Below are 21,553 nucleotides of genomic sequence, written 5' to 3' on the forward strand. Positions count from 1 at the left end.
GGCAAGCTGACGGTGCTGTCCGGCGTGCGCGAATTTCCCGCGCGCGTGAAGTGTGCGACGCTTGCGTGGCATACGCTGCATGCCGCGCTGCACGACGAGGCCCGCCCCGTATCGACAGAGTGAGGCAGACGATGAGTACATTCGACTGGCTGAAGCGCGCCGAGGCCGCACAACCTGGCAGTGGCGCAACAACAGAACGTCTTGAAGAACGCGTGATGGACGCGCTGCGCACCGTGTTCGACCCGGAGATTCCGGTCAACATCTACGACCTGGGGCTTGTCTATGGTCTTGACGTGGACGAAGCCGAAGGCCGCGTCGAAATCCGCATGACATTGACCGCACCTGGCTGTCCGGTCGCGCAGACCTTCCCGGCGACGGTTGAGGATGCGGTGTTTTCTGTGAACGGTGTGAACGACGTGCACGTCGAGCTGGTGTGGGATCCGCCGTGGTCAAGAGAGCGAATGTCGGACGCGGCACGCCTGCAATTGGGGATGCTTTGATATGTCTGACTGGGTCGATGTCGCCGCGGTTGAGGATTTCCCGGTCGGCGGTGTTCGCAGCGTCGAGGTCGATGGCGCGCAGGTTGCCGTGTTCAATGTCGACGGCACTTGCTATGCAATCGAGGATATCTGCCCGCACGACGGCGGCATCCTGACAGGCGGTGCGGTGGAAGGCGACGTGGTTATCTGTCCGCGCCACGGTGCGCGGTTTTGCATCAGGACGGGGAAGGTGTTGGCGCCGCCGGCTTATGAGGATGTCGTGGTGTTTCCGGTACGGATCGAGGCGGGCATCGTTCAGGTGCGTGACGAGCGGTGGGATTGAAATGAGGTCAAGTGGAGGGGCTTGTCGTCTTGCTGGGCGAACACTTGAGGCGGGGTCAGGCAGCACGCATCGGCGGATGATTAACGGAGCCGCCCGTTTAACGGCAATAGGCATCAGTTGACGTTCGCCGGACCTGACGGGTTGAGTCCAATCCATTGTATCCGTTACTCTGGCGAAGACTTGCCTCACGCGATGGGCTGTTGTTATGAATCTGGATTTTAGACAGGCCGTACCCGGAGACTCGGAATGGCTATTTGACACGTACCGGCGAACGATGAAGGATTTCGTTACCTTGGCGTTTGGCTGGAACGAGGCCCTGCAACAAGCAGGATTCGCAAAAAGCCTTCGTCAAGGCACTTGCCAATTAATTACCTGCGAAGGCGACCGGTGCGGATTTGTGCACTGGGACGTCGGACCAGATCTCCTGTGGCTGAGGATGCTCTGTATCGTACCGGAGATGCAAAGCAAATCGATCGGCAGTCAAGCACTCGCCAAGGTCATATCGTTGTGCAGCGTTCTGGAAAAACCCCTGTACCTGAATGTCCTGGTATCCAACCGAACTGCTCATGACTGGTACAGGAGAGTCGGTTTTGTCGATATCGAAAACGACGGCAAGGTTTCTACTTTGGTGCTGCCTCCCTCGTCACCACCGGCCCTAATGAAACGGGATGTGTAGCCTTCCAGGCACCATGTCCACCGCGGGCAGCCAGGTTCGACGTTCGAACGTCGGCACCGCGCAGACACCGGTCGTGGTAAGTTGATACGACTGGTCTATCTTCTGAAGCGCCACGGCCTCTTCGAGGTTCGAAACGAGGACGCGGCCGATTCCCGCATTTCGGGCAGCCGGATTTACAGCAAGCGAGCGAATCAAACCGGCTTTGCCATTTGCCACGAGCCAGACGCACACAGTAACCACGTGTCCATCGCTTTCAAAAATGAAGAAGGCGATGTCGTCGTCTCAGATATGTCGGATGCGGGTAGGCCGGCTTTCGTTAGCAAATCTCTGATTGCACCGTTTTCTTCAATGTGCGCTGAACCAATAGCCATGGTGTTGGTACCCCCTTTTTTTAGCCGTCAACCGTTGGTTACGGGTTGGAGGCGATTCCAGCCCATCGACCTCTCAAAGCGCACAACAACTAGCGTGGACGCGTTATAGAGCGAGCCCCGCGAGACGAGTTTTGCAACAGCGAATGCTCATGTCGCGGGATTGCCGCTCGCGCCGTTATTGCATGCTACGATTCCGAGGGAAGTAGAAGGGAGATCGCTGTGGAAGATGAGGTCTACGCAACTCACACGCATGTGGCGCGAGTTCGCGTGATGAAAACTGTGACGGGTTCTTATCGCGGATTCGTGCATCTGCGACGAGTGGGAGCTGAACCTGAGTCGGACGATCCACACCAGACTGAACCGGATTTTGCGCGTGAGGATCAGGCGCGAGATGCCGCGCGCGCTCTTGCCAGCAAGTTGCTCAAACAACGTGAGCTCTGAATTGTCGCGTCGACCATCCGAACCTGGACAATTGGCGAAAGGTCGAAAACGGCGCCGGAGACAGCGATGTGGACTTGCCGAAACTGCAGTGCGCGGTTCGCCTTCGATGGGTCGAACCCCAAATCGACGAGGAAGGATTTGTTTTTTCTTGCAACTGCGACTACCGGAACAAGCCGGTGGACATAGGTCGAGACGCGGCGTGGTGCCCACGGCTTTTCCAGCGCGACGGCGAGTAGCGTAGCCCGCGGGGACGGTCATGAAGTTCGACTACAAGGAGTTCCACATCGACGCGTCGCCTCTTGATGACGGCGGCCACTAGTACGCCCGCGCCAAGATCCACCGGCGCGCCCCGAAGGGTGACGATGCCGTTGAAGTGAAGTATTCAGGCGACCTCGGCGACTATCCCTCCGACGCGGACGCTGTCGAGGCGGCGCAGCGTTGGGCGATCCAGTGGTGCGACGCGAACTCCGAATAGGCCGCGCGCACGGATTCCTCAAAACAGATCCTTGGAGGCAGTTATGCAGCCTTGCAATGCCTGTCTCAAATTGGTTGGAAAGCCATCTAGCGTTCCCCCGCATGGTGATCTCGCCGATTCCGGCGTTAGTGCAATCGGGCCGCCGAGCCACGCGACGAAAATCAGCAGCAACTGGAATTGCACGGTCTGCGGAAGCTGGCTGTACCAGAATACAGCTGATGGCACCCCTCCTAACGAGTGGGTGATGGGCGAGCATCAGCTAGCTTGGCCCGAGAAGGCGTGACAGCGGTGCTTCGAAAAACACGATGGAGAGTGGCATGCTGCGACGCAACGAGCTATATAGGGAATGTAAACTGGACGTCGCAGTCGATGGTGACGCACTTACCGGGTTCTATATCGCAGCGCAGACGATACATCTCGCGGCGATCGGCGGCGCACGCAACGTTCCGATGCCAATTGCCCGATTCCGTGATGCGTCGGCTGCATTCGCAGACGGGTTCAATTGGCTTCGCGCTGCGGTTGACGAACACGAAGGCAAGCCAGGCTAGTCTTGCACGTTGGTTCACGGAACTTTGCGGGAAGACACGCGCCACACGGGGACGGTTGGCTACAACGTGCAGGCTGCAGCAAGATTAAGCGTCGAAACGGTGGTAACGAGACGGTTTGCGGGCACGCTGTACAGGAAACCCTCTCCGTTAGTGCTGCCGCCGCAAACGAGTCCCTGATCGTTAACATCGGCCGCCCATGAGTTCGGGCCGACCAGGGCCGAGAGGTCAGTCACACTCCCCGTGTCGACGACGATGGCGGACTCGGTTGTGTAGTTGTTCGTTGTCATGCTGCCGACAGCGACAAGGCCGTCCTTGATACCCCAGAAGGTCGTGTGATTCGGAGGCGGAAGCGTAGAGGTAAGCGCACCGTTTAGCCACTGTGCGCCAACCGGCCACGATTGCCCCTCGTAGTTCACAAATGTGGTTCCGGCTGCCTGACCATCATTACCCAATGAGTATGCTTCCGCGCTCACGGGCGCGTCGGAGTCTGGCCCCAATATTGCAACAAGAAATACATAGGTTCCTCCATCGCCCGGGAACCGGGCATCATTCGCTCGTTTCATTAACGGCACGATTGTTGTCCGTTTCGCGACGGGCACGGGTGATCAGGGAGTCCAACGATAAACAACGATGCTGGTGCCGTTGTAGTTGTCCTTGGTCACAACATACTCACCGTTCGAACGCAGCACCGATCTCAGCCCGTACATTGAATCCACGTCATTGCCGACGCTCACGTTGCTGGGGTTGCTGTTGGTGAATGTGTTGTCCAGGCTGCCCGACGTCAGATTGAAGGCATCGATGTTGGGCACGGTGTGGACGTAGCCAACGAACAGGTAGTTGCCGGCAGCGGTGAGGGACTTCGGGTTCGCACTGGTGAGCGTGATTACCGGATTGGGGTTGGTCGTGTTGCCGGCGAGCCACCCGTGATAGACCTCTACGCGGGTTCCGATGCCGGTCCAGTCCGTGCTGCCCGTGATGCGCTGCCCGAGAATCATCGTGTCGCTTTCTGGCAGGTAAATGATGCGGCTCAGGTCGCCGATCGACGCAGGAGTTGCCACAGTCACAGGCGCTCCCCATGACGGTGTGCCGTTCGCATCGAACCCGGTGAGGGACCAGTGCCAGATCTGGTTCGTCTTGTCCAGGCCCGCCCACACGTCGCCCCTGCTGTCGAGGCAGAAGCCGTTGCGGACCCGCGCAGTGGCATTAAATTGCGTCCCCGGCAATGCCCCGTCCGGAACGGCGATATAGCCTTGGGCTGGGTCGAAGTGGAAGAAATAGAAGCCGTCGGGGTTCTGGTCAGTGGCGACCAGCACCTTGTTTGTTCCTGCGCTCGCAATCATGCCGAAGTGCAGGCCGCGGCCGGGGTAGGTGGTCGAGTTCAGTCGCTGATCGTCGGGGTAGGTGAACGGATCAACCGTATTAGCGACGAAGGACCAGTTTGCACCACCCGTACCACTGTAGACGTTGACGCCACTGTAGAAAATTCCAGCATCTGCCGCTGGGTCCGGCGCTCCAATGGCTTCAAAATTCAGCGCCAGCAACCTGTACTTAAGTGCTCCAGTCGAACCGTACGCATAGATGTCCGTGCCTCCTGTTCGTCCGTTGTCCCAGCTGCCGCCCCAAGGCTGGGAGAGGATGTAGGTGTTGCCCGCAGAGTCTCGCCCAATGCCATCGATTCGAGCAAAACGCAAGCTGCCTACCTGGCCTTTGGTTCCAGTGGTTGCGTCCAGGTACCCACCCTTGATGCCGAAGGTTGAGACCTGCGTATAAGTGCGCGTGTCGTAGATCTTGACCTGTTGGTCTGGCCCGGCGTCGCCGATCCACAGGTACTGGGTAGTCGGGTCGAAGTAGAGGGCGTGGGGCTGGACGCCTGCGGCGAGGGTGACTGTGCCGAGGGGCTGGCCGGAGCGGTTGAAGCGCTGGAGCGCGCCTTCGGTCTCTTGCGCGATGATCAGGTTGCCGTTGCGGTCAAAGGCAATGGCGCCAGGATCAGTCACGGCGATGTCGAGGACCCAGGTGCCGTCGGTTTTGTAGAGGCGGACGCGGTTGCCTGGATGATCAGATGCGGCCCAGTATTGGCCCCACGTGGCGATGCCGGTGATGACGTCCGCGCGCCGCTCGGTGGTGTCAGCGCTGACCTGAATCTGCTGGTCGTTCGCACCAGTCGCGCGGATATAGCGGAAGACCGTCCCGTTCACGAAGACGCCGTTGACACGGCCAAATTGGCGGGGAGCCCAAAGGTAAGTCGCATTGCCGGTAATCGCCGAGCCCTGCGACTCGCCGTGCGCGCCGATGCTGCCCGCATTAGCACCGTTCTTGTAGATCGCAATGCCACCTTGGTTCTCATCCCACATGGAAGCAGTGTAGATGGTGCCTTCTGGTGCGACCCACATCGAACGCGCGGCGTTACCTACGTGCGTGGCGTTAGTCCCAAACGTATTCGCTATCCAGTCAGTCGTGTACTGCCCCTGACATTCCGACGCAATAGTCGCGCTCAGCACTGCCGCAAGGAATGCGGCACAGATTCGTTTCATGACGTCTCCCCATTTGCACCACGTGCGACGGCCGCCATCAGGAGACCGGATGGCTTTTTCACTGAGGCGGCTGGCAAGTAAGGATGCAGTCCGGCGCAATCGAATCGGCGGGCCGAACAGGCCGGTACGTTCCGCGCCGGTTGTATCAGTCGAGGGACGTGCTTCTGAAAAGTAGTGCTCTGGGCACGAAGCCCGAAGACGAAACCGAGCAGAAGTGTGCGATTGCATACATTGGCATTTTCATGGCGTTGTCACATTGGCGGGCGATGCCGCACCTGGCCATGCATGTCAACGAACGACCGTTCCACCTTTGAAAGCCGACATAGATGTCACGCCGGGTCGACGGTCCGCAACGGGTCGGCAAGCGCCGGTCGCGGACATCACGGGTTGTACTCATGAACCGCAAGCGCCGGCGGCCGGTCTGAGCGCGGGTTTCTCAACGGCCGGCTGAACAAGCCTTGCCAGTGGAGGTCCAACTTATTGTTGTCTTCGACAGGGTTGGGCCATGTCCCGCGCTTCGTTTGTCCACGCTCACGCCGCCCACGCCGATTGGCGGGTGGCCCTGGCCGAGTGCCAGAGGCAAATTCAAACCCAAATTGCGGCCCGTGCGGCGCAGCTTGACGAATCCGCTCCGTTCACGCTCGGCTGGTGTTACGTGAGCGACTATTACGCACCCGCGTCCGAGGCGATCCTCGACGAACTGCACCGGGGTCAGCCAGGCGTCGCCTGGGTCGGTACGGTCGGTGTCGGTGTGGCCGCCAGCGGCATCGAATACATCGACGAACCGGCTCTGGTGCTGATGGTCGCGCCGCTGTCACGGGAATCGTTCCGGCTATTCTCCGGCCTGCAGCCACTGCCGGCGACATCCTCCGGGTTTGTGGCCCATACCGCGCTGGTCCATGCCGAGGGCAGCACGCCGGACGTGCAGGAATTGCTGCACGAACTGAGCGCCCGCACGACCACGGGTTATCTCTTCGGCGGCCTATCCTCGGCGCGAAACCGTCCGCTGCACATGGCGGATGGCGTGTTCACCGGGGGAATGTCCGGCGTGCTCTTCGGCCCCGAGGTCGGTCTGATCTCACGCGTGACGCAGGGCTGCCAGCCCATCGGGCCGGTACGCACCATCACCCAGGCCCAACACAATCTGGTGGGCACGCTGGACGGCAAGCCCGCACTCGATTGCGTGTTGCAAGATCTTGGACTCGACCGGGATCTGCCAATCGAGGCGTTGTCGCAGGCGCTGTCTACCACCCTGGCGGGCTTGAGCACCGGCGCCGAGGACGTGCCGAAATGGCCTGGCAAGTTCGGCGCGGATACACTCGTGCGGCACCTGGTGGGCGTGGATACCCAGCACCGGGTCCTGGCGATTGCGGATCGGGTCGAGCCCGGCATGCATCTGGCCTTTTGCACGCGCAACCCCGAGGCTGCCCGGGGCGATCTGGTGCGCATTGCAACGGAAATCCGCGCGGAACTGGAAAGCGGCACGGCGGGGCACATGTCGGGCGCCCTGTATGTCAGTTGCTCGGGACGGGGCGGCCCGCACTTCGGAGCGCGGCACGCGGAGTTGCAGACGGTGCGAAATGCCCTAGGCGACGTACCGCTGGTGGGATTCTTCGCCGGCGGCGAGATTGCAAGGAATCACCTTTACGGCTACACCGGCGTATTGACGGTCTTTACGAGCCCGGACTGAGGCTCCGGACGGTTCTGATTTTTGCCATAGCACGAAGAATATCCAAACTGCGTTCATCCACAACAGCCATTCGTACGCCGCCCTGACAGATTCATGCACGCCCTTTTCAAACCATGGCTTGTCAATGACGCGTTTGGCGACCCAGGTCTATACGTAGACTTTTGCGAAGAACGGCGTGCCCTCCTTTTCGATCCTGGCGATATCTCCAGGTTGTTGCCGCGCCAACTGCTGCGTTTGTCACAGGTGTTTGTTACCCATACGCACATGGACCATTTTTCCGGCTTCGATCGTCTCTTGCGCGTGATGCTCGGGCGCAAGGCTGGCATCGTGATGTTTGGCGGCCCCAACTTTCTTACACAAATCGAACACAAGCTGAGCGCCTATACCTGGAACGTGGTGCATCGTTACGACGTCGAGCTGGAGATCGACGCGCGCGAAATCGGAGTGGACGGTAGCGGGCAGCGCGCACTCTTTTCAAGTCGGAGACGGTTCGCCCGCGAAGCCAGCCCATCCTTTGAACGATCTGACGACGTGGTGCACAACGAAGCAACCTTTCGCGTGCGCGGCCGGTTTGTCGATCATGACATCCCGTGCGTTGCGTACGTGCTCGAGGAGAAGGCCCGCGTCAAGGTCGCGAAGGACCGGCTCGCTGCACTGGGGGTGTCGACGGGTGCATGGCTGCGCGAACTGAAACATGCGGTGCTGACCGGCGCCCCTGACGAGGCGACCATTCAGGTTCAGTGGCGCGACCGTCATGGCGAGCACGCCATGACCCGGCAGGTCGGCGAACTGCGTCACCTGATCGTCGACATCGTTCCTGGACAGCGCATTGGCTATGTAACGGACTTGCGCTATACGGAACCGAACGTAGAGACCCTGTCGGAGTTGATGTACGACGTGGACCTGCTGTTTATCGAGAGCGTTTTTCTTGATGAGGACAAGGCCCATGGCCTGCGCAAGAATCATCTGACGGCCCGCCAGGCCGGTCTGATCGCGCGCCGGATCGGCGCTCGGGCGGTGGTACCGTTCCACTTTTCGCCGCGTTACGAAGGGCGCTCGGCAGCACTGACTGCAGAAGTGCAGGCGGCATGGTCCGCTACGTCGGTTCGGGTTGGCGAAAGGCCTGATTAGACCGGGGAAGCTTCACCACCGACCGCTCGCTTATCGTCCATGGACTCCTTGGCCACCCTGTTTCACGCCGCGGTTACGACGTCCTGTTGAGCCTGGAATGATAGTCAGGAATCGGGCCAGGTGCAGTCATTCAGAAAACGATTCGTGAATGCCCGAGCCGCATCGGATCGGACTTCTGCACGGCGCGCGCCGCTGCGTTGTCACACCCCGAATTGCCGCTCGGACGCACAATCCTGGCGTTCAGCACGCCATGGTCCGGCGCGCAGTCAATCGCCATCAGCGTCGAAATGACGACCCACGGAAGTTTCGTGCTGCGGTTGCTTTCACCGGCATATTTCCACGCCGTTGAATGAAATGTGGCCGTTGCGCTACGCCAGTCTAGTAGCATCCCGATCGCCAGCCGCATTGCTGGCTGAGTTGATTCGGTTCACCCGAACGCACCCTGCGTCAGGTCTTTCTCAAATTCGACCGTCCATGCGGTGCCATGTCCGATTTGGTATTCCCTTTCCTTGAGCGTCGACTTGCGAATGATGGTGACACGGCCCTGAAGAGGGTAGACCTCGTCCACGACGTCGGTCGTGTCGGTTTCCTGAAGCATAAAGTCGGTCTCGGCAAGCTGGTGACGGTGCAAGATGGCAACATAATCCGCTTTTTCGTCCGGCGCGATCACTGACATTTGGCGCCCCCTATCGAACGCTCGACGTTTCCAAGTTAGCACAAGCCTCGACGCCGTGGCGGCGAGGCGCGCGTTCAGTACCTTGATGCAAGGGAGTCGAACTCGGTCGACCCAGTTTCGATTCGCACTCGAAGCCGGACCCGTCGGCGATCATCAGGCTTGGCCCAAGGACATTGAGGAGACGCAGGGGACGCTGTCACGGACCGGCGCAATCGAGCCGCGGATGACCGGCGTAATGGGGTAATCGTTCGAATCGTGCGAAATCTGGCGGTAGTCGCATGCAGAGCCGCTTGCAGCAAGGCTCGGCGGCTCCACGGCTTTCGCGCAATCGGAGAATGTGCAAAACGTTGATCAATAAGGATTTTCAGGGTCAAGCCGTCAGAAATTGCACGAAAATCGCGATTGCCCCCAAAAGAACCTGTGCTGCTGAATCGCCCGCAGAACCGCATTCTGCGAACAGAATAGTGGGTCATCTGAAGCCAGGTTCTAACCGACATGAGAAGCGGCAGATCCTGGACGCGTTTTTGAAGCTGACAGGCTATCACCGCAAGCACGCGACCCGTATATTGAGTCGTGCACTTCACCCGCCGAAGCCAAAGCCCGGTCCGCATGCATGTTACGTAGATGAAGTCCGTACGGCACTGATCACGCTGTGGGAAGCCGCCGACCGGATCTGCGGCAATGGGTCTACGCTGGGTGCCCTCCATACATATGCCGCGCGCCGCGTCGCGCATTACGCTTGAAGTGACCGCCGTACGCGTCGAGCGTCTGCAGGACGTCAGCGAGGCGGACACCCAGGCCGAGGGCTTCGAACGCGACACGTCGCCGTGCGATCGCGTGTGGCGCACATGCGAGGAGATCGGCTGTCTTGGCCAGACGCGTTGGGCGGCGATTATCTTGTCCGCGTTGCGGAATCGGTAGCTTTCGACATTCAGCTCGAAGATTGTCGAGTGATGCACGAGCCGATCAATGGCGGCCACCGTCATACCGAGCCCCGGGCCAGACGGGGCGGCCAATCGCCGACACGAGCGACACCTCGCTGCGGTGCAAGTAATGGCAGCGAAAAATCTGCTGGATAACGCTTTAGCCAAGCGTAACAGCGGCTCCACGGCGTCGCGGGTTTACGCCGACCAGGCGAGGTGCCGGGCGCGCCGAAACTCGTGGCGCCGACCGACATCGAGGGCAACCCGTCGGCAGTCGGCGCGGTGACATGCGCGCCGAACGGATCTGTGCTGAGCGCCTCGGTGCAGGGTTCGAGCGGTAACCCGCAATCAGACAACACTGCATCGACCGCGCTGGACCAATCCGTTCTGCTGCCGCTGCACGTCTACGGCAGCACACCGGCCAGTTTTCTGATTACGTTCCGGCCGAAAAGGGGGCGCGCTCTCATGGGCTAGCGGGACACGCCGCGGGTTCGCGGGTGATGCGGTAACGTGAAGCCGCCTCCTCAGGGCGGCACCAGTCCTTTTTCCATCAGCCAGGCGGGATTGAATAGCCGGGCAAAATACAGGTCCCCACGATCGCACAGCAACGTGACGATAGTGTGGCCCGGCCCCTTCTGCCGCGCCAGCCAGACGGCCGCCGCCACATTGATGCCGCTGGAACCGCCCACGAACAGCCCCTCTTCCCGCAGCAGGCGATACACCATCGTGACGCAACTCTGGTCATCGATGCGCACCGCGTCGTCGATAGGCGTGCCCTCGAGGTTGGCGGTGACACGGCTGGAGCCAATGCCCTCCGTGATCGAGGTGCCTTCCGCCCTGATGTCGCGCGTTTTCACGAAACTGTACAGCCCGCTGCCGTGCGGGTCGGCAAGCACGGTTCTAACTGCCGGATTCTGTTCCTTGAGGAAACGCGCAACGCCTGCGAGCGTGCCGCCGGTCCCGGTGGCACACACGAAAGCATCCACCGTGCCAGCCGTGTCGCGCCAGATTTCCGGTCCGGTGGTTTCATAGTGGGCCTGCCGGTTGACGAGGTTATCGAACTGGTTGGCCCAGATAGCGTTCTTGATCTCCTGCGCCAGACGGCCGGCGATCTTCTGGTAGTTGTTGGGATCCTTGTACGGCACCGCCGGCACCGGACGCACCTGCGCGCCAAGTACGCGCAGCAGGTCCATTTTTTCCTGCGACTGGGTCTCCGGAATGACGATCACGCAACGATAACCGCGCGCGGCGCAGATATGCGCCAGCCCGATCCCGGTATTGCCGGCGGTGCCTTCCACCACCGTGCCGCCCGCCTTGAGCACGCCACGCCGCTCGGCGTCCTGGATGATATAGAGCGCTGCGCGGTCTTTCACCGATCCGCCCGGATTAAGGAACTCCGCCTTGCCGAGAATTTCGCACCCGGTCTCCGCGCTGAGCTTTGCAAGCCGGATCAGCGGCGTGTTGCCAATGCAGGCGGTGAAACCATCCTGTACATTCATGATGCCCCCTTGCCCGCGATCAATCGTGACGCACGGCGAATGCTTCCAGAATAGGTCGATAAAGCCGACGCAGGCTATCTGTAGCGGCCCGATTACATAAGTGGTCGGGACCGATTACCTCGGTGGTTTCGGGACCACAATAGCTGAAAATATCCGAGCGCCCGGGACCCCACTACGTGAAAACGGGCCCACATTATTTGAGAGCAGTCCAATCACATCGCCCATGAACCACATTGAGCGAGAACATCACAGCGGCACGCCGGCCAGCGGTCAGGACTCACGGGTGCCGGCTTCGGCCACGAAGAGTCGTCCGGGCGCTGCCGAATGGCCGGTCCTGACGCAATGGCAGCCATCCAGAGCGTCGGAGAATCAGATAGATCACTGCCAAGTTTCCTGCGCGGCATCGGCATCAGGGCACGAGGTTACGAACTGAACAAGTCATCGACAATACGTCGTCCCGTACTATAGCCGCCCATGAGCGCATCGGCTTCACTGAGAAATGGCTTGCCTTGCGATTCGCCAAAACGCAGCGGGGAGAACACGGCGATGGAGGCATCGGCCTTGCTGATCCTCAAGACCGCCACAAATCCGACGCTGGTTGTCGCGCTGGGACCGGCCTTCCAACTAAAGTCAGTCTCAACGGCCACTTCAATGTCGAATCCGTGATAGTGATAAGTGCGGCTCATGGGGTCACCCGGTCCACCTGCTGCGACGCCCGCCGTACGTCATCCGGTTGCGGAATGCCGATGTGTCGGAAGAAGAGCTCCACGATGCCACGAGTAGGCACACTGGCAGAACGCGTCCCTATTTTGACCGGGGCGAACCGCCTGCACCTCGCAATTTCGTTGCTGGGCTGTGCAGTTAGGTGAGGCCCCACGTCAGCAAAGAAGACATGGTGCCGCGTGTTGAAGCCGTTAAACTAGCGCGGCAATGTCGGCCGGCGCACGCGCCTTTCATGTCTGTTTTCGGCAATGGCGAATAACTCTTCAGAGTCCATGAAACGCCATTCGCAGTCACAACGCGAACGTGTGCTGATGACTTCACCAGACATCCGTGTGTCACTGCCGCTCACGGTTACGTATAGCGTACGCTTCGCTTTTCGTGCCCGTTGGACCTCAGGTGGCGCGTCTCGGATGTCAACTGGGGGGTGGGGGAGGTGACAGACCTGGTCCTTTGCATCCTGCGCGGTGGAGTAAGCTGAAAGCCAGTTCGATTTTCACGAGGAGAACTGGGAGTGAAGACGCGTTCGGCAATCGAGATCTGCCTGCCGCTTGTCCTGTTTGTCGCGGCCTGCGTCTTATCGCTTCCAACCTTGGTGATCGCTTTCGCCTGGATGACGATTGGCGTCGTCTCGCTTGGGCACCGCCCCCTTGAGAGCTTCCCGACAGACGGAATCCGCCGGGAGTGGCTTAAGGGGTACAGCGGAGCGTGGCTGTGGTTTTACCACCTCGACTGGTGGCCCTGGTACATGCGGTCCCCTCTTCGAGACGTCGCTGATCGAATCGGCAGCGGTCGTGCCGTCGCCGTGAATGACCTTGTGGTCGAGCGGCCCTTGCTGGTGAAGCTTGTGCACCGAGCCGGCAAAAATCCTGTCGATGCAGTCATCGGCCTGCCACCGCCGCAGTGCCCGATAGATGCGCGGGTAGTGGGATTTCAGGACGACCTTCGTCATTCTTCTCGATCGGCAGCGCCTTCCACTGACAGCCCATGTACAGCAGTTGGAGGATGTAGTTGAAGATCCTGTGTAACCCCAGCGTCGGTGCCGGTCCGCGCCGACCCGTGCTCAGATGCGGCAAGAGAAATTGCTCGAGCTGCTCAACGCTCAATTTCGTTCGAATCGCTTGGCGTAGAGTTTGATCGCTGGCTGCCGGATTCTGTCGGCCAGTTCAGCATCCATCGGGTGGGGCGAGACGGGCCGCGTTGCGGCGTTCGTTGGTATCCCGCGGGATTTTTGCGCTGCTTCCGGCCCCCGGGGCGCCCCTGCGTAAGCAGCGTCATGTAGCAGATTCCATCGCCACGTTGCGATTGGAACTCGCCGCAGCCCTGCTGGCTTGCTTCGAAGGTGCCCATGCTGCGGTCGACGAAACGAACATTTGTTAACGCAGTCGTACTAGGAGATGACCTGTGGCTGCAACCCCCGCGCCGATCGCCGGCATCCGCAACATCGGCGTCATTGCTCACATCGACGCTGGCAAGACCACCATTACCGACCGGATTCTCTTTCACACGGGACGCACCCATCGCCTGGGTTCGGTCGACAGCGGCACGACGGTGACCGACTGGATGGCCCAGGAGCGCGAACGGGGGATCACGATCGTGGCGGCGGCCATCAGCGCGCGGTGGCGCGACTGCATGATCAACCTGATCGATACCCCGGGCCATATCGATTTCACCGCCGAAGTGCAGCGCTCGCTACGGGTGCTGGATGGCGCCGTGGTGGTATTCGATGCCGTGCACGGCGTACAGCCGCAAAGCGAGACGGTATGGCGGCAGGCCGATCGCTACCGGGTGCCGCGGCTGTGCTTCATCAACAAAATGGATCGCATCGGGGCCGACTTCGAGCGCGCGGTGGCCAGCGTGCGTGAGCGCCTCGGTGCGCCGGTGGCGTGCCTGCAAATGCCTGTCGGCCACGAAGCGACGTTCGAGGGCGAGGTCGATCTGCTGTCGATGCAGGCGCTGCGCTGGGGGGCTGCGCAGGAGGGCAAGCCGGAATGCGGTCCCATACCGGCTGAATATCGTGCGGCGGCCGAGGCCGCGCGGCAGCGCCTGATCGAGTCCGTCGCCGAGGCTGACGATGAACTGCTCTCGCTTTACGTGACCGGCGGCGACGTCGGGACGGAGCCGTTACGCGCGGCGCTGCGCCGTGCCACGCTCGCCAATCGCCTGTTTCCGGTTTGCTGTGGCGCCGCGTTACGGGATATCGGCGTGCAACCGCTGCTGGACTGCGTGGTCGATTTTCTGCCATCACCGCTCGATATCGGCGAGGTACAGGGGACCGATCCCGACAGCGGCCTCACGATCTGCCTCGCGCCGCGCGACGAAGAACCGCTCGCGGCGCTGGTCTTCAAGATCGTCAACGATCCCTACGTCGGCCACCTGGCCTATGCGCGTATCTATTCGGGCATGGTCAGCGCCGGCATGACGCTGCACAATGCCACCCGTAACCGCAAGGAGCGGGCCGGGCGCCTGTTGCGCATGTATGCCAATCACCGCGAAAACGTCGAGGCGCTGCACGCCGGGGAAATCGGTGCGTTTCTAGGCCTGAATCAGACCTATACGGGCGATACGCTGTGCCACGCGGAACACCCGGTAACGCTGGAAACGATCACTTTCCCGGAGCCGGTCCTGCGGGCCACGGTAGAACCGAAAACGCTCGCCGAACATGGCCGCATGGCCGAGGCGTTACGCCAGTTGACCGACGAGGATCCGACCCTGCAACTGAGCCTCGATGAAGACAGCGGCCAGTTGCTGATTGCCGCCATGGGCGAACTCCACCTCGAAATCTTGCTGGACAGGTTGGAGCGCGAATACGGTGTAGCGGCGAAAATGGGGCGGCCGCGCGTGGCCTACAAGGAAACCATCACGCGCGAAGTGGCGGCCGAGGAGGGGCGTTTCGTCCACCAGACTGGCGGACATGGCCAATACGGCCATGTGATTCTTTCGCTGCACCCCGGCGCGCGCGGCTCGGGCATACGCTTTGAAAACGCCGTCACCGGCGGGGCTGTGCCGCGCCAGTTCATCCCGGCGGTGGAGCAGGGTGTGCGCGATGCCGCCGAAATCGGAGCGCTGGCAGGCTATCCCGTCACCGACATCGACGTGCGTCTCGAAGGCGGCTCCAGCCATTCCGTCGATTCGAGCGAATTCGCTTACCGCGCCGCAGCCATCCAGGCATGCCGCGCGGCGTTCGGCAAGGGGCGGATGGTGCTGCTTGAACCGATGTTCCGCATCGAGGTGCTGGTGCCGACTGAGTACACCGGGGCCGCGCTGGCGCAGCTCGGCGCCCGCCGCGCCGAGATTGAAGCGGTGGCACCGCGCCCGGGGGGTGTGGAAGCGATTGCCGGCCAAGTGCCTCTCGCCGAAATGTTTGGCTACGTTACTGAATTGCGCTCGGTCACCCAGGGCCGCGGGCTATATTCCATGGAGTTCGACCACTATGCCGAGGTCGAGCTTGAGGTGGCAGGCGTGCCGTCCCGGAATTAAACGGCGGAACGACCTTCATCGGTCGAATTCAGCCTTGCCGGCGCGGCTCGAAACCCGCCGTTTTCGGGTCACACGCAGGCGAGCGGAATCCGTCTGGGCAGCGTCATCCCGCGCTTCGCGTATAACCCTCGTTTGAACCACGCCCACCTGTTATGAGGCGTCCGGCCATCTGCATCCTGACTTCGCGGCTATAGTACAGATCTGTGTTCCCTTGTCAGCGCATCGCGTAAACGGTCGTGCAGCCCCAACTCTGGACGTCGTACGCCTGTTCCCAACCTTCGTGTGCCAGAGCCGCCTCGAACCAGCGTGCTATGAACCACTTAACCAGGGATCTGCTGGCGTGTGTCGAAACCTGGATGCGCGGTGGTAGGGGAACCACGCACAGGTGGCACTGGGCAATCCGGGCACAAACAACATCAGAAGCAGCGGTGCGCAACGCGCTCGCGTTTATCAAGGAAGCCGATGCCCCGTTCCGCATCACGGGGTGCTGGGTCAACGTGCTGGGTCCAGGTGCGTCACACGCCACGCACAGACATCCCAACAATTTTCTGAGCGGCGTCTACTATCTGCAAACGCAGGCAGGCACAGACACGATCAATTTACACGATCCGCGCCCTCAGACTGCCATCATTCGTCCGCCGGTCACCGAATTGACCCCTCATGCTGGAACTTCTCCGAGACAATAGGAGCCGAGTTCATGGAAGATAAGCGCAGCTACGAGTACATGGGTTTCGAGATGACTTCCGGTGTCAGCGGGGACTCGACCAACGGGTTCTGCGTCGCCCTGCAATGGATCAGGGAGACCACGCAGGCAAACCGGATCAACGTGCCGATTGACGGCATCGCCGCAGGCCGCTTCCGGAGTCTGGAAAATGCATTCGACGCGTCGTTTGATCGTATGAGGACAGCAATTGACCGCCAGGTTAGTGCGGGAGGCACATCCTGATCCTGCGGCACATCTTCGATAGTCCGTCGCTTGACCGTCGGGCAGCGCATGCACTAACGCGCCACTGGAAAGAATAGGGCGTTCCTTCATGCCAGGATTCCTCGAAAATCAATGGGAGGACGGCAATGGCTGACGAGTCGTCCGCTGATCCCCAGCGTTCGCGCTGATGAGTGGTCTCGAGCACGACCGTCTTCGCGAAGGCGTGCAACTCTGGCATGTTGATGAGCGTCGACAGTGGCGCATTCTCACGCTGCAGCTTTTCGACCTGATCGAGCAGGGCCAGGACCGTTGTAGGGTCGACAGCTGATATGTGGTCCACGTCAGCAGCGCCGCAAGCAACGTCGGCGTAGTCTCGGCGTACCATAGTTGCATGCAGTATGCCGCCGTCGGGGCCGCGTCCCGCAGTTTGGCGCTTAGCGCTATTGCTAGTCCACCATTTCAACGGACCCGGCGTCGCGCGTTCGGCAATCTCATGCAGCTTGTTCGTGTCAATGTTCATGCTGCGCGTCCTGCTCAATGATGATGGAGATTGACATGGCCCACGCTGAGAATACGTACAACGGATTTCAGTACCTGGTTCGAACGCTTGCGAAACAGGGCGTCGGGGGCGAGCAGTTGCAGATATTCGGATTCAACGGTTTCGTGCTTATCCCGCGCGAATTTGATGCAGAGCAACCCATGCAAATACCCGTTCAATGCCTCGAGGAAGAGGGATATCGTCAAGAAGACTGGGCGTTGGATGCAGCGGTTGACGAAGCGAAGGCGATCATCGACGGTAAGCGTCCGCTGAAAGACCCGAAAACGTTCCGATAAGGAGGACGCGAAGGCGGCTGCAGCAAGCCATGGTTTCGACATTCACGACTTCGACATCAGCGACGCAGACGAGTATCCCGCAGGCGGTCTGGTCGGGCCGATCCACCGACAGGTCACGATTACCCGATTGAGCAACGACAAGGTCTGCATCTACGATGCTGGCCACGGCACAGCGTGGCTTGCCCAATTCGAGCACGATTTGGCAGCAGGTGTGTTTGGCGCCAGCTAGATCTTGTGCGGCCGCGCGATCCATTGTTGTTCTCCTGTTGAGCGATCGCAGCATCCACCTTGTCGCGCGGCAGCCAGAAGGCCAAACGCATCCTTTTGCCGAACGCTGGGCCGACGAAGTCGGCTGCAGAGATGACCTGCGTGCCGAAGGTGACGCGTACTTTGCCCCTGGTCGCCTGTATGTGGGTCGTCGCTTCGTCGAGGTTTTGCGATTCGACGTTCTCGTCGCCGACGGCGCGGAGGAGGTCGGATAGCATCATGCCAGGATTCCTCCAAATATCAGGAGACGGCCATGCAGGTCGACTACAAGGTGTTTCACATCGATTGCTGGGCGAGGCACGTTAAGGATGACCACTACGTTGCCGTTGCCAGAATCACCTGCGGGCCGGCCCAGCGACGATTCAGCGAAACGCACGATTCGGGCGACATCGATTCGTTCGTCAACGGGACCGATGCAATCTCTTGCGCGAAGGCGTGGGCCATTGAGTGGCGCGACGAAAACTCGGATTGACGTCACGTTCGGTCTTTCGCTCATGCCGGGGATTCCTCGACAATCACGATGGAGGTCGGTACGACAACCGAAAACTCGGCGTACAAGGATTGCAGCATCAGTGTGGCCGTGTGCGGCCCTGACAGCCGCGGGATCTACGCCGGCACCTTCTTGACCACGCGTAACGAAGGGGAAGCAGACGCCGATCGACAATTCACCCCCAAGTGGCTCAGGGAGGAGACTGATGAAGCCGCTGCGCTGGATGCCTTGACGTGCCTTGCGAGAGACGTGATCGACGGGAAAAGCGATGGCCACGAGGTCCTAAACGGCTGATCTCATCCCATCACCTTGTCGACATTGAGTCTGATGCGACGGCGCCATGAAATCCAGGTGCCGCTGACATCGGTCAGATCTGTCAGCTGTTCTTCGCATTGGCTGTGTGTTTCAAGCCCATACTAAAGACAACGTTGTCCGGGCCACGAATCTCATCCACCCAGTCGCCGGTCGTGTAGAGGACGGTGCGCTGAGGGTTGAACGGCCTCGTGCAGATCAGATAGCGTTCATTGCGCGCGTGCATGGTTTACCAGCCTTTTTCCTCAGCAAATTTGACCCTCCCGCCTGCCTGGAGGGCACCGGGCAATTGGTTGCCATGGCGCATGCCGCGATTCCTGGAAAGGGTTGATGGAGGCGGACATGGCCGCGGAAATCGCTGAGGGAACTATTCCCCATTACGAAGACGAGGACGTCGAGTTCGAGGCCGACATCAATGGTGACCTCCAACTGTTTCGCGTGGATGTCATGGTGTTTGAAGGGTATCGTCGCGTTGTTGGCGGGTTGAGGGAGAAGCGGCGACAATCGCGGACATGAAACGGACCACTTTGCCGCAGCCCGCGCCAGCCACCGACACCATTTCCTACGCCGGCTACCGGTTTCCGCCCGATGTGATCAGCTACGCGGTGTGGCTGTACTACCGTTTCCCGCTGAGCCTGCGCATGGTCGAGGAACTGCTGGCCGCCCGTGGCATCGATCTGACCTACGAGACAGTGCGACGCTGGTCGGTAAAGTTCGGGCTGGGGATTGCCCGGCGTATCCGGTCCACCGAGCTGGCGCGAGGCGACAAGTGGCACCTCGATGAAATGGTCGTCACGATCAATGGCAGGAAGCACTGGCTGTGGCGTGCGATGGACCAGCATGGCGCGGCGCTTGACGTGCTGGTGCAAAGCCGGCGCGACCGGCACGCGGCCCGGCGCTTGATGCGCAAGCTGCTCAAGAAACATGGGCGCGCGCCGCGTGTACTTGTCACTGACAAGCTCAGGAGCTACGCGGCGGCGAACGGGGATCTGGGGCTCAACGTCGAACATCGCCAGCACAAGGGGCTGAACAACCGGGCGGAAAACTCGCACCAGCCGACACGGGTGCGCGAGAAGGTGATGCGCCGCTTCAAATCAGCGCGTCACCTGCAACGTTTCGCTTCGGTCCATGATCAGGTGGGCAATCTGTTCATGCATTGCCGTTACCACACCGACGCAAAACAGAAGCGGGTGCTTCGCACCCTGGCCTTCGAGGCTTGGGAAAGCGTGACGGGCGCTCCGATGCGGGAGCGACTCGCCGCTTAAATTAGGCATACTTACAGACGGCGTGTTCGAGCGCGTGCCGTTCGACAACTTGACAATACCCGTCGGACAAATGGTCGGCCGTCGACGGGTTCAGCATCAGAAACGCTAGTGTCGGCTTGCTGCGGTCCCACTCGCGCCAAAGGCGATACCGGTACGCGCCACAGTCGCTGATGTGCGCGCCGCGCTCCCCTGCGAGATCCGTATCAGTCAGGTATTGCATGCTACGATTCCTCGAAAATCACCAGGGGGCGAAAATGACGACAAAATTCGGCCAGCCATACAAAGGACATACCTTTGCCGTCGAGGCCCGAGAGCTTCAGCCTTCCGGCGAAAATTTCATACCAGTGATGTTCCTCTACGCCCATGGCAGGTGGGGTGAGATCAATATCGGCGCAAGTGTGTTGTTCAACTCGCCGAACGAAGCAATCGCCCATGGAGAGAAGGCAGCGCGCGCCTATATCGACAATCTCGTGGATAAAGCAGGTCAAAAGGGGTGATTTCGCGATTCAACCTTTCGAAACTCGACCACCCACACCCCACGGAGGGACGTCCCACCCGTAGCCGCGCGCGGCGTTGAGACTGTCCCAAAGTCGACGATAAGCTTCTCGCGGATCGTCGCTCCAGAACGTTGTTCCATGGACGCCATACTTCGCGCCGACACCGCCGACGTTCATCAGCCCCTCAGCAAGCGAATCGCGGTTCGAGATGTCCTGCAGCCGCTCGATGCGCACGCCGGTCACCTCGAGCGTGATGCGCGACATTGCCTGTGGCATGTGGATCGACGGCTTCCACGTGATTTCGTCTGCCGCCGGAATGTTCTCGAAGCTGGCTGGCACGCATGCGGGGTAATCCGCTCGGTAAAGCGTCGGTCCCGGATCGAGCGTTGTCGGCTGAGCCCACGTTTCGCGCACATAGAGTCGATCGCCGACACTGCCGCACGGGCAGGGTTGCAGAGCGCTACCGGTATAGACATCAATGGGGTGCTTCATATCGCAGGCCCACGAATAACCGCGCCATGCCCATCGTGCCTCGGCCGGTACCGGTTGCAGGGTCATAAGGCGCCGCGTCTGCGTCTTGCTGCCATCGAGCAGCGCGCGCACCATTGCGCCGCTGAAAAGGATCGGGCGTTCCTTCATGCTAGGATTTCTCTGGTCATCGGGAGGCGCACATGACAACGCACGTGTTTCATGAGTTTCCGCAGGACGAACAAGAAGATGTGACAGCGGCTGCGGCTGCTGAAGGGTTCGACATCGGCGAATTCACGATTTCTGACGAAGAGTTGTATCCCCCTCGCAAAACTGTCGGGCCGATTCGCCGACAAGTCACAGTGACTCGGTTGATCAACAATACAAGCAAGGTCTACGACGCCGGTCATGGCACTGTTTGGACGGTGGAATTCGAGCAGGATTTGGCCTCCGGCGCATTCGGCCCGTGATAAGCCCAGTCTCATACGGTCGCCTCCGGATATTCGTCA

32 protein-coding genes and 3 pseudogenes are annotated in these 21,553 nt (G+C 60.4%); 22 read left to right on the forward strand and 13 right to left on the reverse strand.

The annotated features are described in order from the left end of the window. From FVF58_RS53835 to FVF58_RS47350, 4 genes and pseudogenes are all read left to right on the forward strand, one after another. Nucleotides 1-123, forward strand: a pseudogene (locus tag FVF58_RS53835) (Fe-S cluster assembly sulfur transfer protein SufU); the annotation flags it as partial. A gap of 8 nt (nucleotides 124-131) precedes the next feature. Continuing rightward, nucleotides 132-500 (forward strand): SUF system Fe-S cluster assembly protein, encoded by a 369-nt coding sequence (locus tag FVF58_RS47340; protein WP_149676421.1) that lies wholly within the window; start codon nucleotides 132-134, stop codon nucleotides 498-500. 1 nt (nucleotide 501) lies between these two features. After that, on the forward strand, nucleotides 502-822 hold the full coding sequence (locus FVF58_RS47345) for a Rieske (2Fe-2S) protein (protein ID WP_149676422.1): 321 nt from the start codon (nucleotides 502-504) through the stop codon (nucleotides 820-822). A 274-nt stretch (nucleotides 823-1,096) separates the two neighbouring features. Next, on the forward strand, nucleotides 1,097-1,498 hold the full coding sequence (locus tag FVF58_RS47350; protein ID WP_246217545.1) for a GNAT family N-acetyltransferase: 402 nt from the start codon (nucleotides 1,097-1,099) through the stop codon (nucleotides 1,496-1,498). Here FVF58_RS47350 and FVF58_RS55110 read toward each other — a convergent pair. Next, nucleotides 1,478-1,771: a GNAT family N-acetyltransferase gene (locus FVF58_RS55110; RefSeq protein WP_149676454.1), complete on the reverse strand. Its 294-nt coding sequence runs from the start codon at nucleotides 1,769-1,771 to the stop codon at nucleotides 1,478-1,480. The two genes, FVF58_RS47350 and FVF58_RS55110, sit on opposite strands and share 21 nt — an antisense overlap. A gap of 317 nt (nucleotides 1,772-2,088) precedes the next feature. Here FVF58_RS55110 and FVF58_RS47360 point away from each other — a divergent pair, with 317 nt between their 5' ends. From FVF58_RS47360 to FVF58_RS47375, 3 genes and pseudogenes are all read left to right on the forward strand, one after another. After that, on the forward strand, nucleotides 2,089-2,310 hold the full coding sequence (locus FVF58_RS47360; protein ID WP_149676424.1) for a hypothetical protein: 222 nt from the start codon (nucleotides 2,089-2,091) through the stop codon (nucleotides 2,308-2,310). Between the two features lie 256 nt (nucleotides 2,311-2,566). Further along, nucleotides 2,567-2,785: pseudogene (locus FVF58_RS53840) on the forward strand (hypothetical protein). 317 nt (nucleotides 2,786-3,102) lie between these two features. Beyond that, complete coding sequence (locus tag FVF58_RS47375; protein ID WP_149676426.1) at nucleotides 3,103-3,333, forward strand: hypothetical protein; 231 nt, start codon at nucleotides 3,103-3,105, stop codon at nucleotides 3,331-3,333. Between the two features lie 59 nt (nucleotides 3,334-3,392). Here FVF58_RS47375 and FVF58_RS47380 read toward each other — a convergent pair whose 3' ends face one another. Together FVF58_RS47380 and FVF58_RS47385 are read right to left on the reverse strand one after the other, a co-directional pair. Next, nucleotides 3,393-3,896, reverse strand: coding sequence for a hypothetical protein (locus tag FVF58_RS47380; protein ID WP_149676427.1), 504 nt, complete (start codon nucleotides 3,894-3,896; stop codon nucleotides 3,393-3,395). Between the two features lie 42 nt (nucleotides 3,897-3,938). After that, complete coding sequence (locus FVF58_RS47385) at nucleotides 3,939-5,867, reverse strand: NHL repeat-containing protein (protein WP_188131187.1); 1,929 nt, start codon at nucleotides 5,865-5,867, stop codon at nucleotides 3,939-3,941. A gap of 505 nt (nucleotides 5,868-6,372) precedes the next feature. On the opposite strand from FVF58_RS47385, the gene FVF58_RS47390 reads away from it, so the two are divergent. Both FVF58_RS47390 and FVF58_RS47395 read left to right on the forward strand, forming a co-directional pair. Further along, entirely contained in the window at nucleotides 6,373-7,557 is a 1,185-nt protein-coding gene (locus FVF58_RS47390; RefSeq protein ID WP_149676428.1) for an FIST signal transduction protein, read from the forward strand. 93 nt (nucleotides 7,558-7,650) lie between these two features. Beyond that, nucleotides 7,651-8,688 carry a ribonuclease Z gene (locus tag FVF58_RS47395; protein ID WP_149676429.1) on the forward strand — a complete coding sequence of 346 codons (1,038 nt, stop codon included), beginning with the start codon at nucleotides 7,651-7,653 and terminating at the stop codon, nucleotides 8,686-8,688. A 130-nt stretch (nucleotides 8,689-8,818) separates the two neighbouring features. On the opposite strand, the gene FVF58_RS47400 is transcribed toward FVF58_RS47395, so the two are convergent. Next, nucleotides 8,819-9,094, reverse strand: a complete 276-nt coding sequence (locus tag FVF58_RS47400; RefSeq protein ID WP_149676430.1) for a TonB C-terminal domain-containing protein — start codon at nucleotides 9,092-9,094, stop codon at nucleotides 8,819-8,821. 21 nt (nucleotides 9,095-9,115) lie between these two features. Then, nucleotides 9,116-9,364: a hypothetical protein gene (locus FVF58_RS47405; protein WP_149676431.1), complete on the reverse strand. Its 249-nt coding sequence runs from the start codon at nucleotides 9,362-9,364 to the stop codon at nucleotides 9,116-9,118. 681 nt (nucleotides 9,365-10,045) lie between these two features. Here FVF58_RS47405 and FVF58_RS47415 point away from each other — a divergent pair. Then, nucleotides 10,046-10,285 (forward strand): hypothetical protein, encoded by a 240-nt coding sequence (locus FVF58_RS47415; RefSeq protein ID WP_149676432.1) that lies wholly within the window; start codon nucleotides 10,046-10,048, stop codon nucleotides 10,283-10,285. Here the strand turns inward: FVF58_RS47415 and FVF58_RS52380 are convergent. Continuing rightward, nucleotides 10,261-10,362 (reverse strand): annotated as a pseudogene (locus FVF58_RS52380) (ATP-binding protein); the annotation flags it as partial. The gene FVF58_RS47415 and the pseudogene FVF58_RS52380 overlap by 25 nt on opposite strands. Nucleotides 10,363-10,524: 162 nt before the next feature. On the opposite strand from FVF58_RS52380, the gene FVF58_RS47425 reads away from it, so the two are divergent. Then, a complete protein-coding gene (locus FVF58_RS47425) occupies nucleotides 10,525-10,761 on the forward strand; it encodes a TonB C-terminal domain-containing protein (RefSeq protein ID WP_188131188.1) in 237 nt (78 codons plus the stop codon). A 50-nt stretch (nucleotides 10,762-10,811) separates the two neighbouring features. Here FVF58_RS47425 and FVF58_RS47430 read toward each other — a convergent pair whose 3' ends face one another. Beyond that, on the reverse strand, nucleotides 10,812-11,786 hold the full coding sequence (locus FVF58_RS47430; RefSeq protein ID WP_149676434.1) for a cysteine synthase A: 975 nt from the start codon (nucleotides 11,784-11,786) through the stop codon (nucleotides 10,812-10,814). A 422-nt stretch (nucleotides 11,787-12,208) separates the two neighbouring features. After that, a complete protein-coding gene (locus FVF58_RS47435; protein WP_149676435.1) occupies nucleotides 12,209-12,472 on the reverse strand; it encodes a hypothetical protein in 264 nt (87 codons plus the stop codon). Between the two features lie 548 nt (nucleotides 12,473-13,020). Between FVF58_RS47435 and FVF58_RS52100 the strand changes: the two genes are divergently transcribed. From FVF58_RS52100 to FVF58_RS47460, 4 genes are all read left to right on the forward strand, one after another. Beyond that, nucleotides 13,021-13,521 carry a hypothetical protein gene (locus FVF58_RS52100; RefSeq protein ID WP_188131189.1) on the forward strand — a complete coding sequence of 167 codons (501 nt, stop codon included), beginning with the start codon at nucleotides 13,021-13,023 and terminating at the stop codon, nucleotides 13,519-13,521. 389 nt (nucleotides 13,522-13,910) lie between these two features. Further along, on the forward strand, nucleotides 13,911-15,986 hold the full coding sequence (fusA, locus tag FVF58_RS47450; protein ID WP_149676436.1) for an elongation factor G: 2,076 nt from the start codon (nucleotides 13,911-13,913) through the stop codon (nucleotides 15,984-15,986). Nucleotides 15,987-16,297: 311 nt separating this feature from the next. Further along, entirely contained in the window at nucleotides 16,298-16,672 is a 375-nt protein-coding gene (locus tag FVF58_RS47455) for a putative 2OG-Fe(II) oxygenase (RefSeq protein ID WP_149676437.1), read from the forward strand. Between the two features lie 11 nt (nucleotides 16,673-16,683). Next, nucleotides 16,684-16,932, forward strand: a complete 249-nt coding sequence (locus tag FVF58_RS47460) for a hypothetical protein (RefSeq protein WP_149676438.1) — start codon at nucleotides 16,684-16,686, stop codon at nucleotides 16,930-16,932. On the opposite strand, the gene FVF58_RS47465 is transcribed toward FVF58_RS47460, so the two are convergent. Next, nucleotides 16,910-17,431 carry an ead/Ea22-like family protein gene (locus FVF58_RS47465; RefSeq protein ID WP_149676439.1) on the reverse strand — a complete coding sequence of 174 codons (522 nt, stop codon included), beginning with the start codon at nucleotides 17,429-17,431 and terminating at the stop codon, nucleotides 16,910-16,912. The two genes, FVF58_RS47460 and FVF58_RS47465, sit on opposite strands and share 23 nt — an antisense overlap. Before the next feature lie 35 nt (nucleotides 17,432-17,466). Between FVF58_RS47465 and FVF58_RS47470 the strand changes: the two genes are divergently transcribed. Then, nucleotides 17,467-17,745, forward strand: coding sequence for a hypothetical protein (locus FVF58_RS47470; protein WP_149676440.1), 279 nt, complete (start codon nucleotides 17,467-17,469; stop codon nucleotides 17,743-17,745). 119 nt (nucleotides 17,746-17,864) lie between these two features. Here the strand turns inward: FVF58_RS47470 and FVF58_RS47475 are convergent, their stop codons facing one another. Next, nucleotides 17,865-18,233 (reverse strand): hypothetical protein, encoded by a 369-nt coding sequence (locus tag FVF58_RS47475; RefSeq protein WP_149676441.1) that lies wholly within the window; start codon nucleotides 18,231-18,233, stop codon nucleotides 17,865-17,867. 32 nt (nucleotides 18,234-18,265) lie between these two features. Between FVF58_RS47475 and FVF58_RS47480 the strand changes: the two genes are divergently transcribed. Together FVF58_RS47480 and FVF58_RS47485 are read left to right on the forward strand one after the other, a co-directional pair. Further along, a complete protein-coding gene (locus tag FVF58_RS47480; protein WP_149676442.1) occupies nucleotides 18,266-18,484 on the forward strand; it encodes a hypothetical protein in 219 nt (72 codons plus the stop codon). 48 nt (nucleotides 18,485-18,532) lie between these two features. Beyond that, nucleotides 18,533-18,796, forward strand: a complete 264-nt coding sequence (locus tag FVF58_RS47485) for a hypothetical protein (protein WP_149676443.1) — start codon at nucleotides 18,533-18,535, stop codon at nucleotides 18,794-18,796. 82 nt (nucleotides 18,797-18,878) lie between these two features. Here FVF58_RS47485 and FVF58_RS52105 read toward each other — a convergent pair whose 3' ends face one another. Beyond that, nucleotides 18,879-19,040, reverse strand: coding sequence for a hypothetical protein (locus FVF58_RS52105; protein ID WP_188131190.1), 162 nt, complete (start codon nucleotides 19,038-19,040; stop codon nucleotides 18,879-18,881). A gap of 116 nt (nucleotides 19,041-19,156) precedes the next feature. Here FVF58_RS52105 and FVF58_RS52110 point away from each other — a divergent pair, with 116 nt between their 5' ends. Both FVF58_RS52110 and FVF58_RS47490 read left to right on the forward strand, forming a co-directional pair. After that, nucleotides 19,157-19,330, forward strand: a complete 174-nt coding sequence (locus FVF58_RS52110; RefSeq protein ID WP_188131191.1) for a hypothetical protein — start codon at nucleotides 19,157-19,159, stop codon at nucleotides 19,328-19,330. Then, the gene (locus tag FVF58_RS47490; RefSeq protein ID WP_149676444.1) at nucleotides 19,327-20,079 is read left to right on the forward strand and encodes an IS6 family transposase; all 753 of its coding nucleotides are present in this window, start codon (nucleotides 19,327-19,329) and stop codon (nucleotides 20,077-20,079) included. The genes FVF58_RS52110 and FVF58_RS47490 overlap by 4 nt, the downstream gene beginning before the upstream one ends. A 1-nt stretch (nucleotide 20,080) precedes the next feature. Here FVF58_RS47490 and FVF58_RS47495 read toward each other — a convergent pair whose 3' ends face one another. Next, on the reverse strand, nucleotides 20,081-20,299 hold the full coding sequence (locus FVF58_RS47495) for a DUF1643 domain-containing protein (protein ID WP_149676445.1): 219 nt from the start codon (nucleotides 20,297-20,299) through the stop codon (nucleotides 20,081-20,083). A 34-nt stretch (nucleotides 20,300-20,333) separates the two neighbouring features. Between FVF58_RS47495 and FVF58_RS47500 the strand changes: the two genes are divergently transcribed. Further along, nucleotides 20,334-20,576, forward strand: a complete 243-nt coding sequence (locus tag FVF58_RS47500) for a hypothetical protein (protein ID WP_149676446.1) — start codon at nucleotides 20,334-20,336, stop codon at nucleotides 20,574-20,576. Between the two features lie 9 nt (nucleotides 20,577-20,585). Here the strand turns inward: FVF58_RS47500 and FVF58_RS47505 are convergent, their stop codons facing one another. After that, nucleotides 20,586-21,182, reverse strand: a complete 597-nt coding sequence (locus FVF58_RS47505) for a hypothetical protein (protein WP_246217546.1) — start codon at nucleotides 21,180-21,182, stop codon at nucleotides 20,586-20,588. A gap of 65 nt (nucleotides 21,183-21,247) precedes the next feature. Here FVF58_RS47505 and FVF58_RS47510 point away from each other — a divergent pair, with 65 nt between their 5' ends. After that, entirely contained in the window at nucleotides 21,248-21,514 is a 267-nt protein-coding gene (locus FVF58_RS47510; protein ID WP_149676447.1) for a hypothetical protein, read from the forward strand. Nucleotides 21,515-21,553: the final 39 nt, after the last annotated feature.

It is taken from the genome of Paraburkholderia panacisoli (genome assembly GCF_008369935.1).
GTDB classification, from domain to species: Bacteria; Pseudomonadota; Gammaproteobacteria; order Burkholderiales; family Burkholderiaceae; genus Paraburkholderia; species Paraburkholderia panacisoli.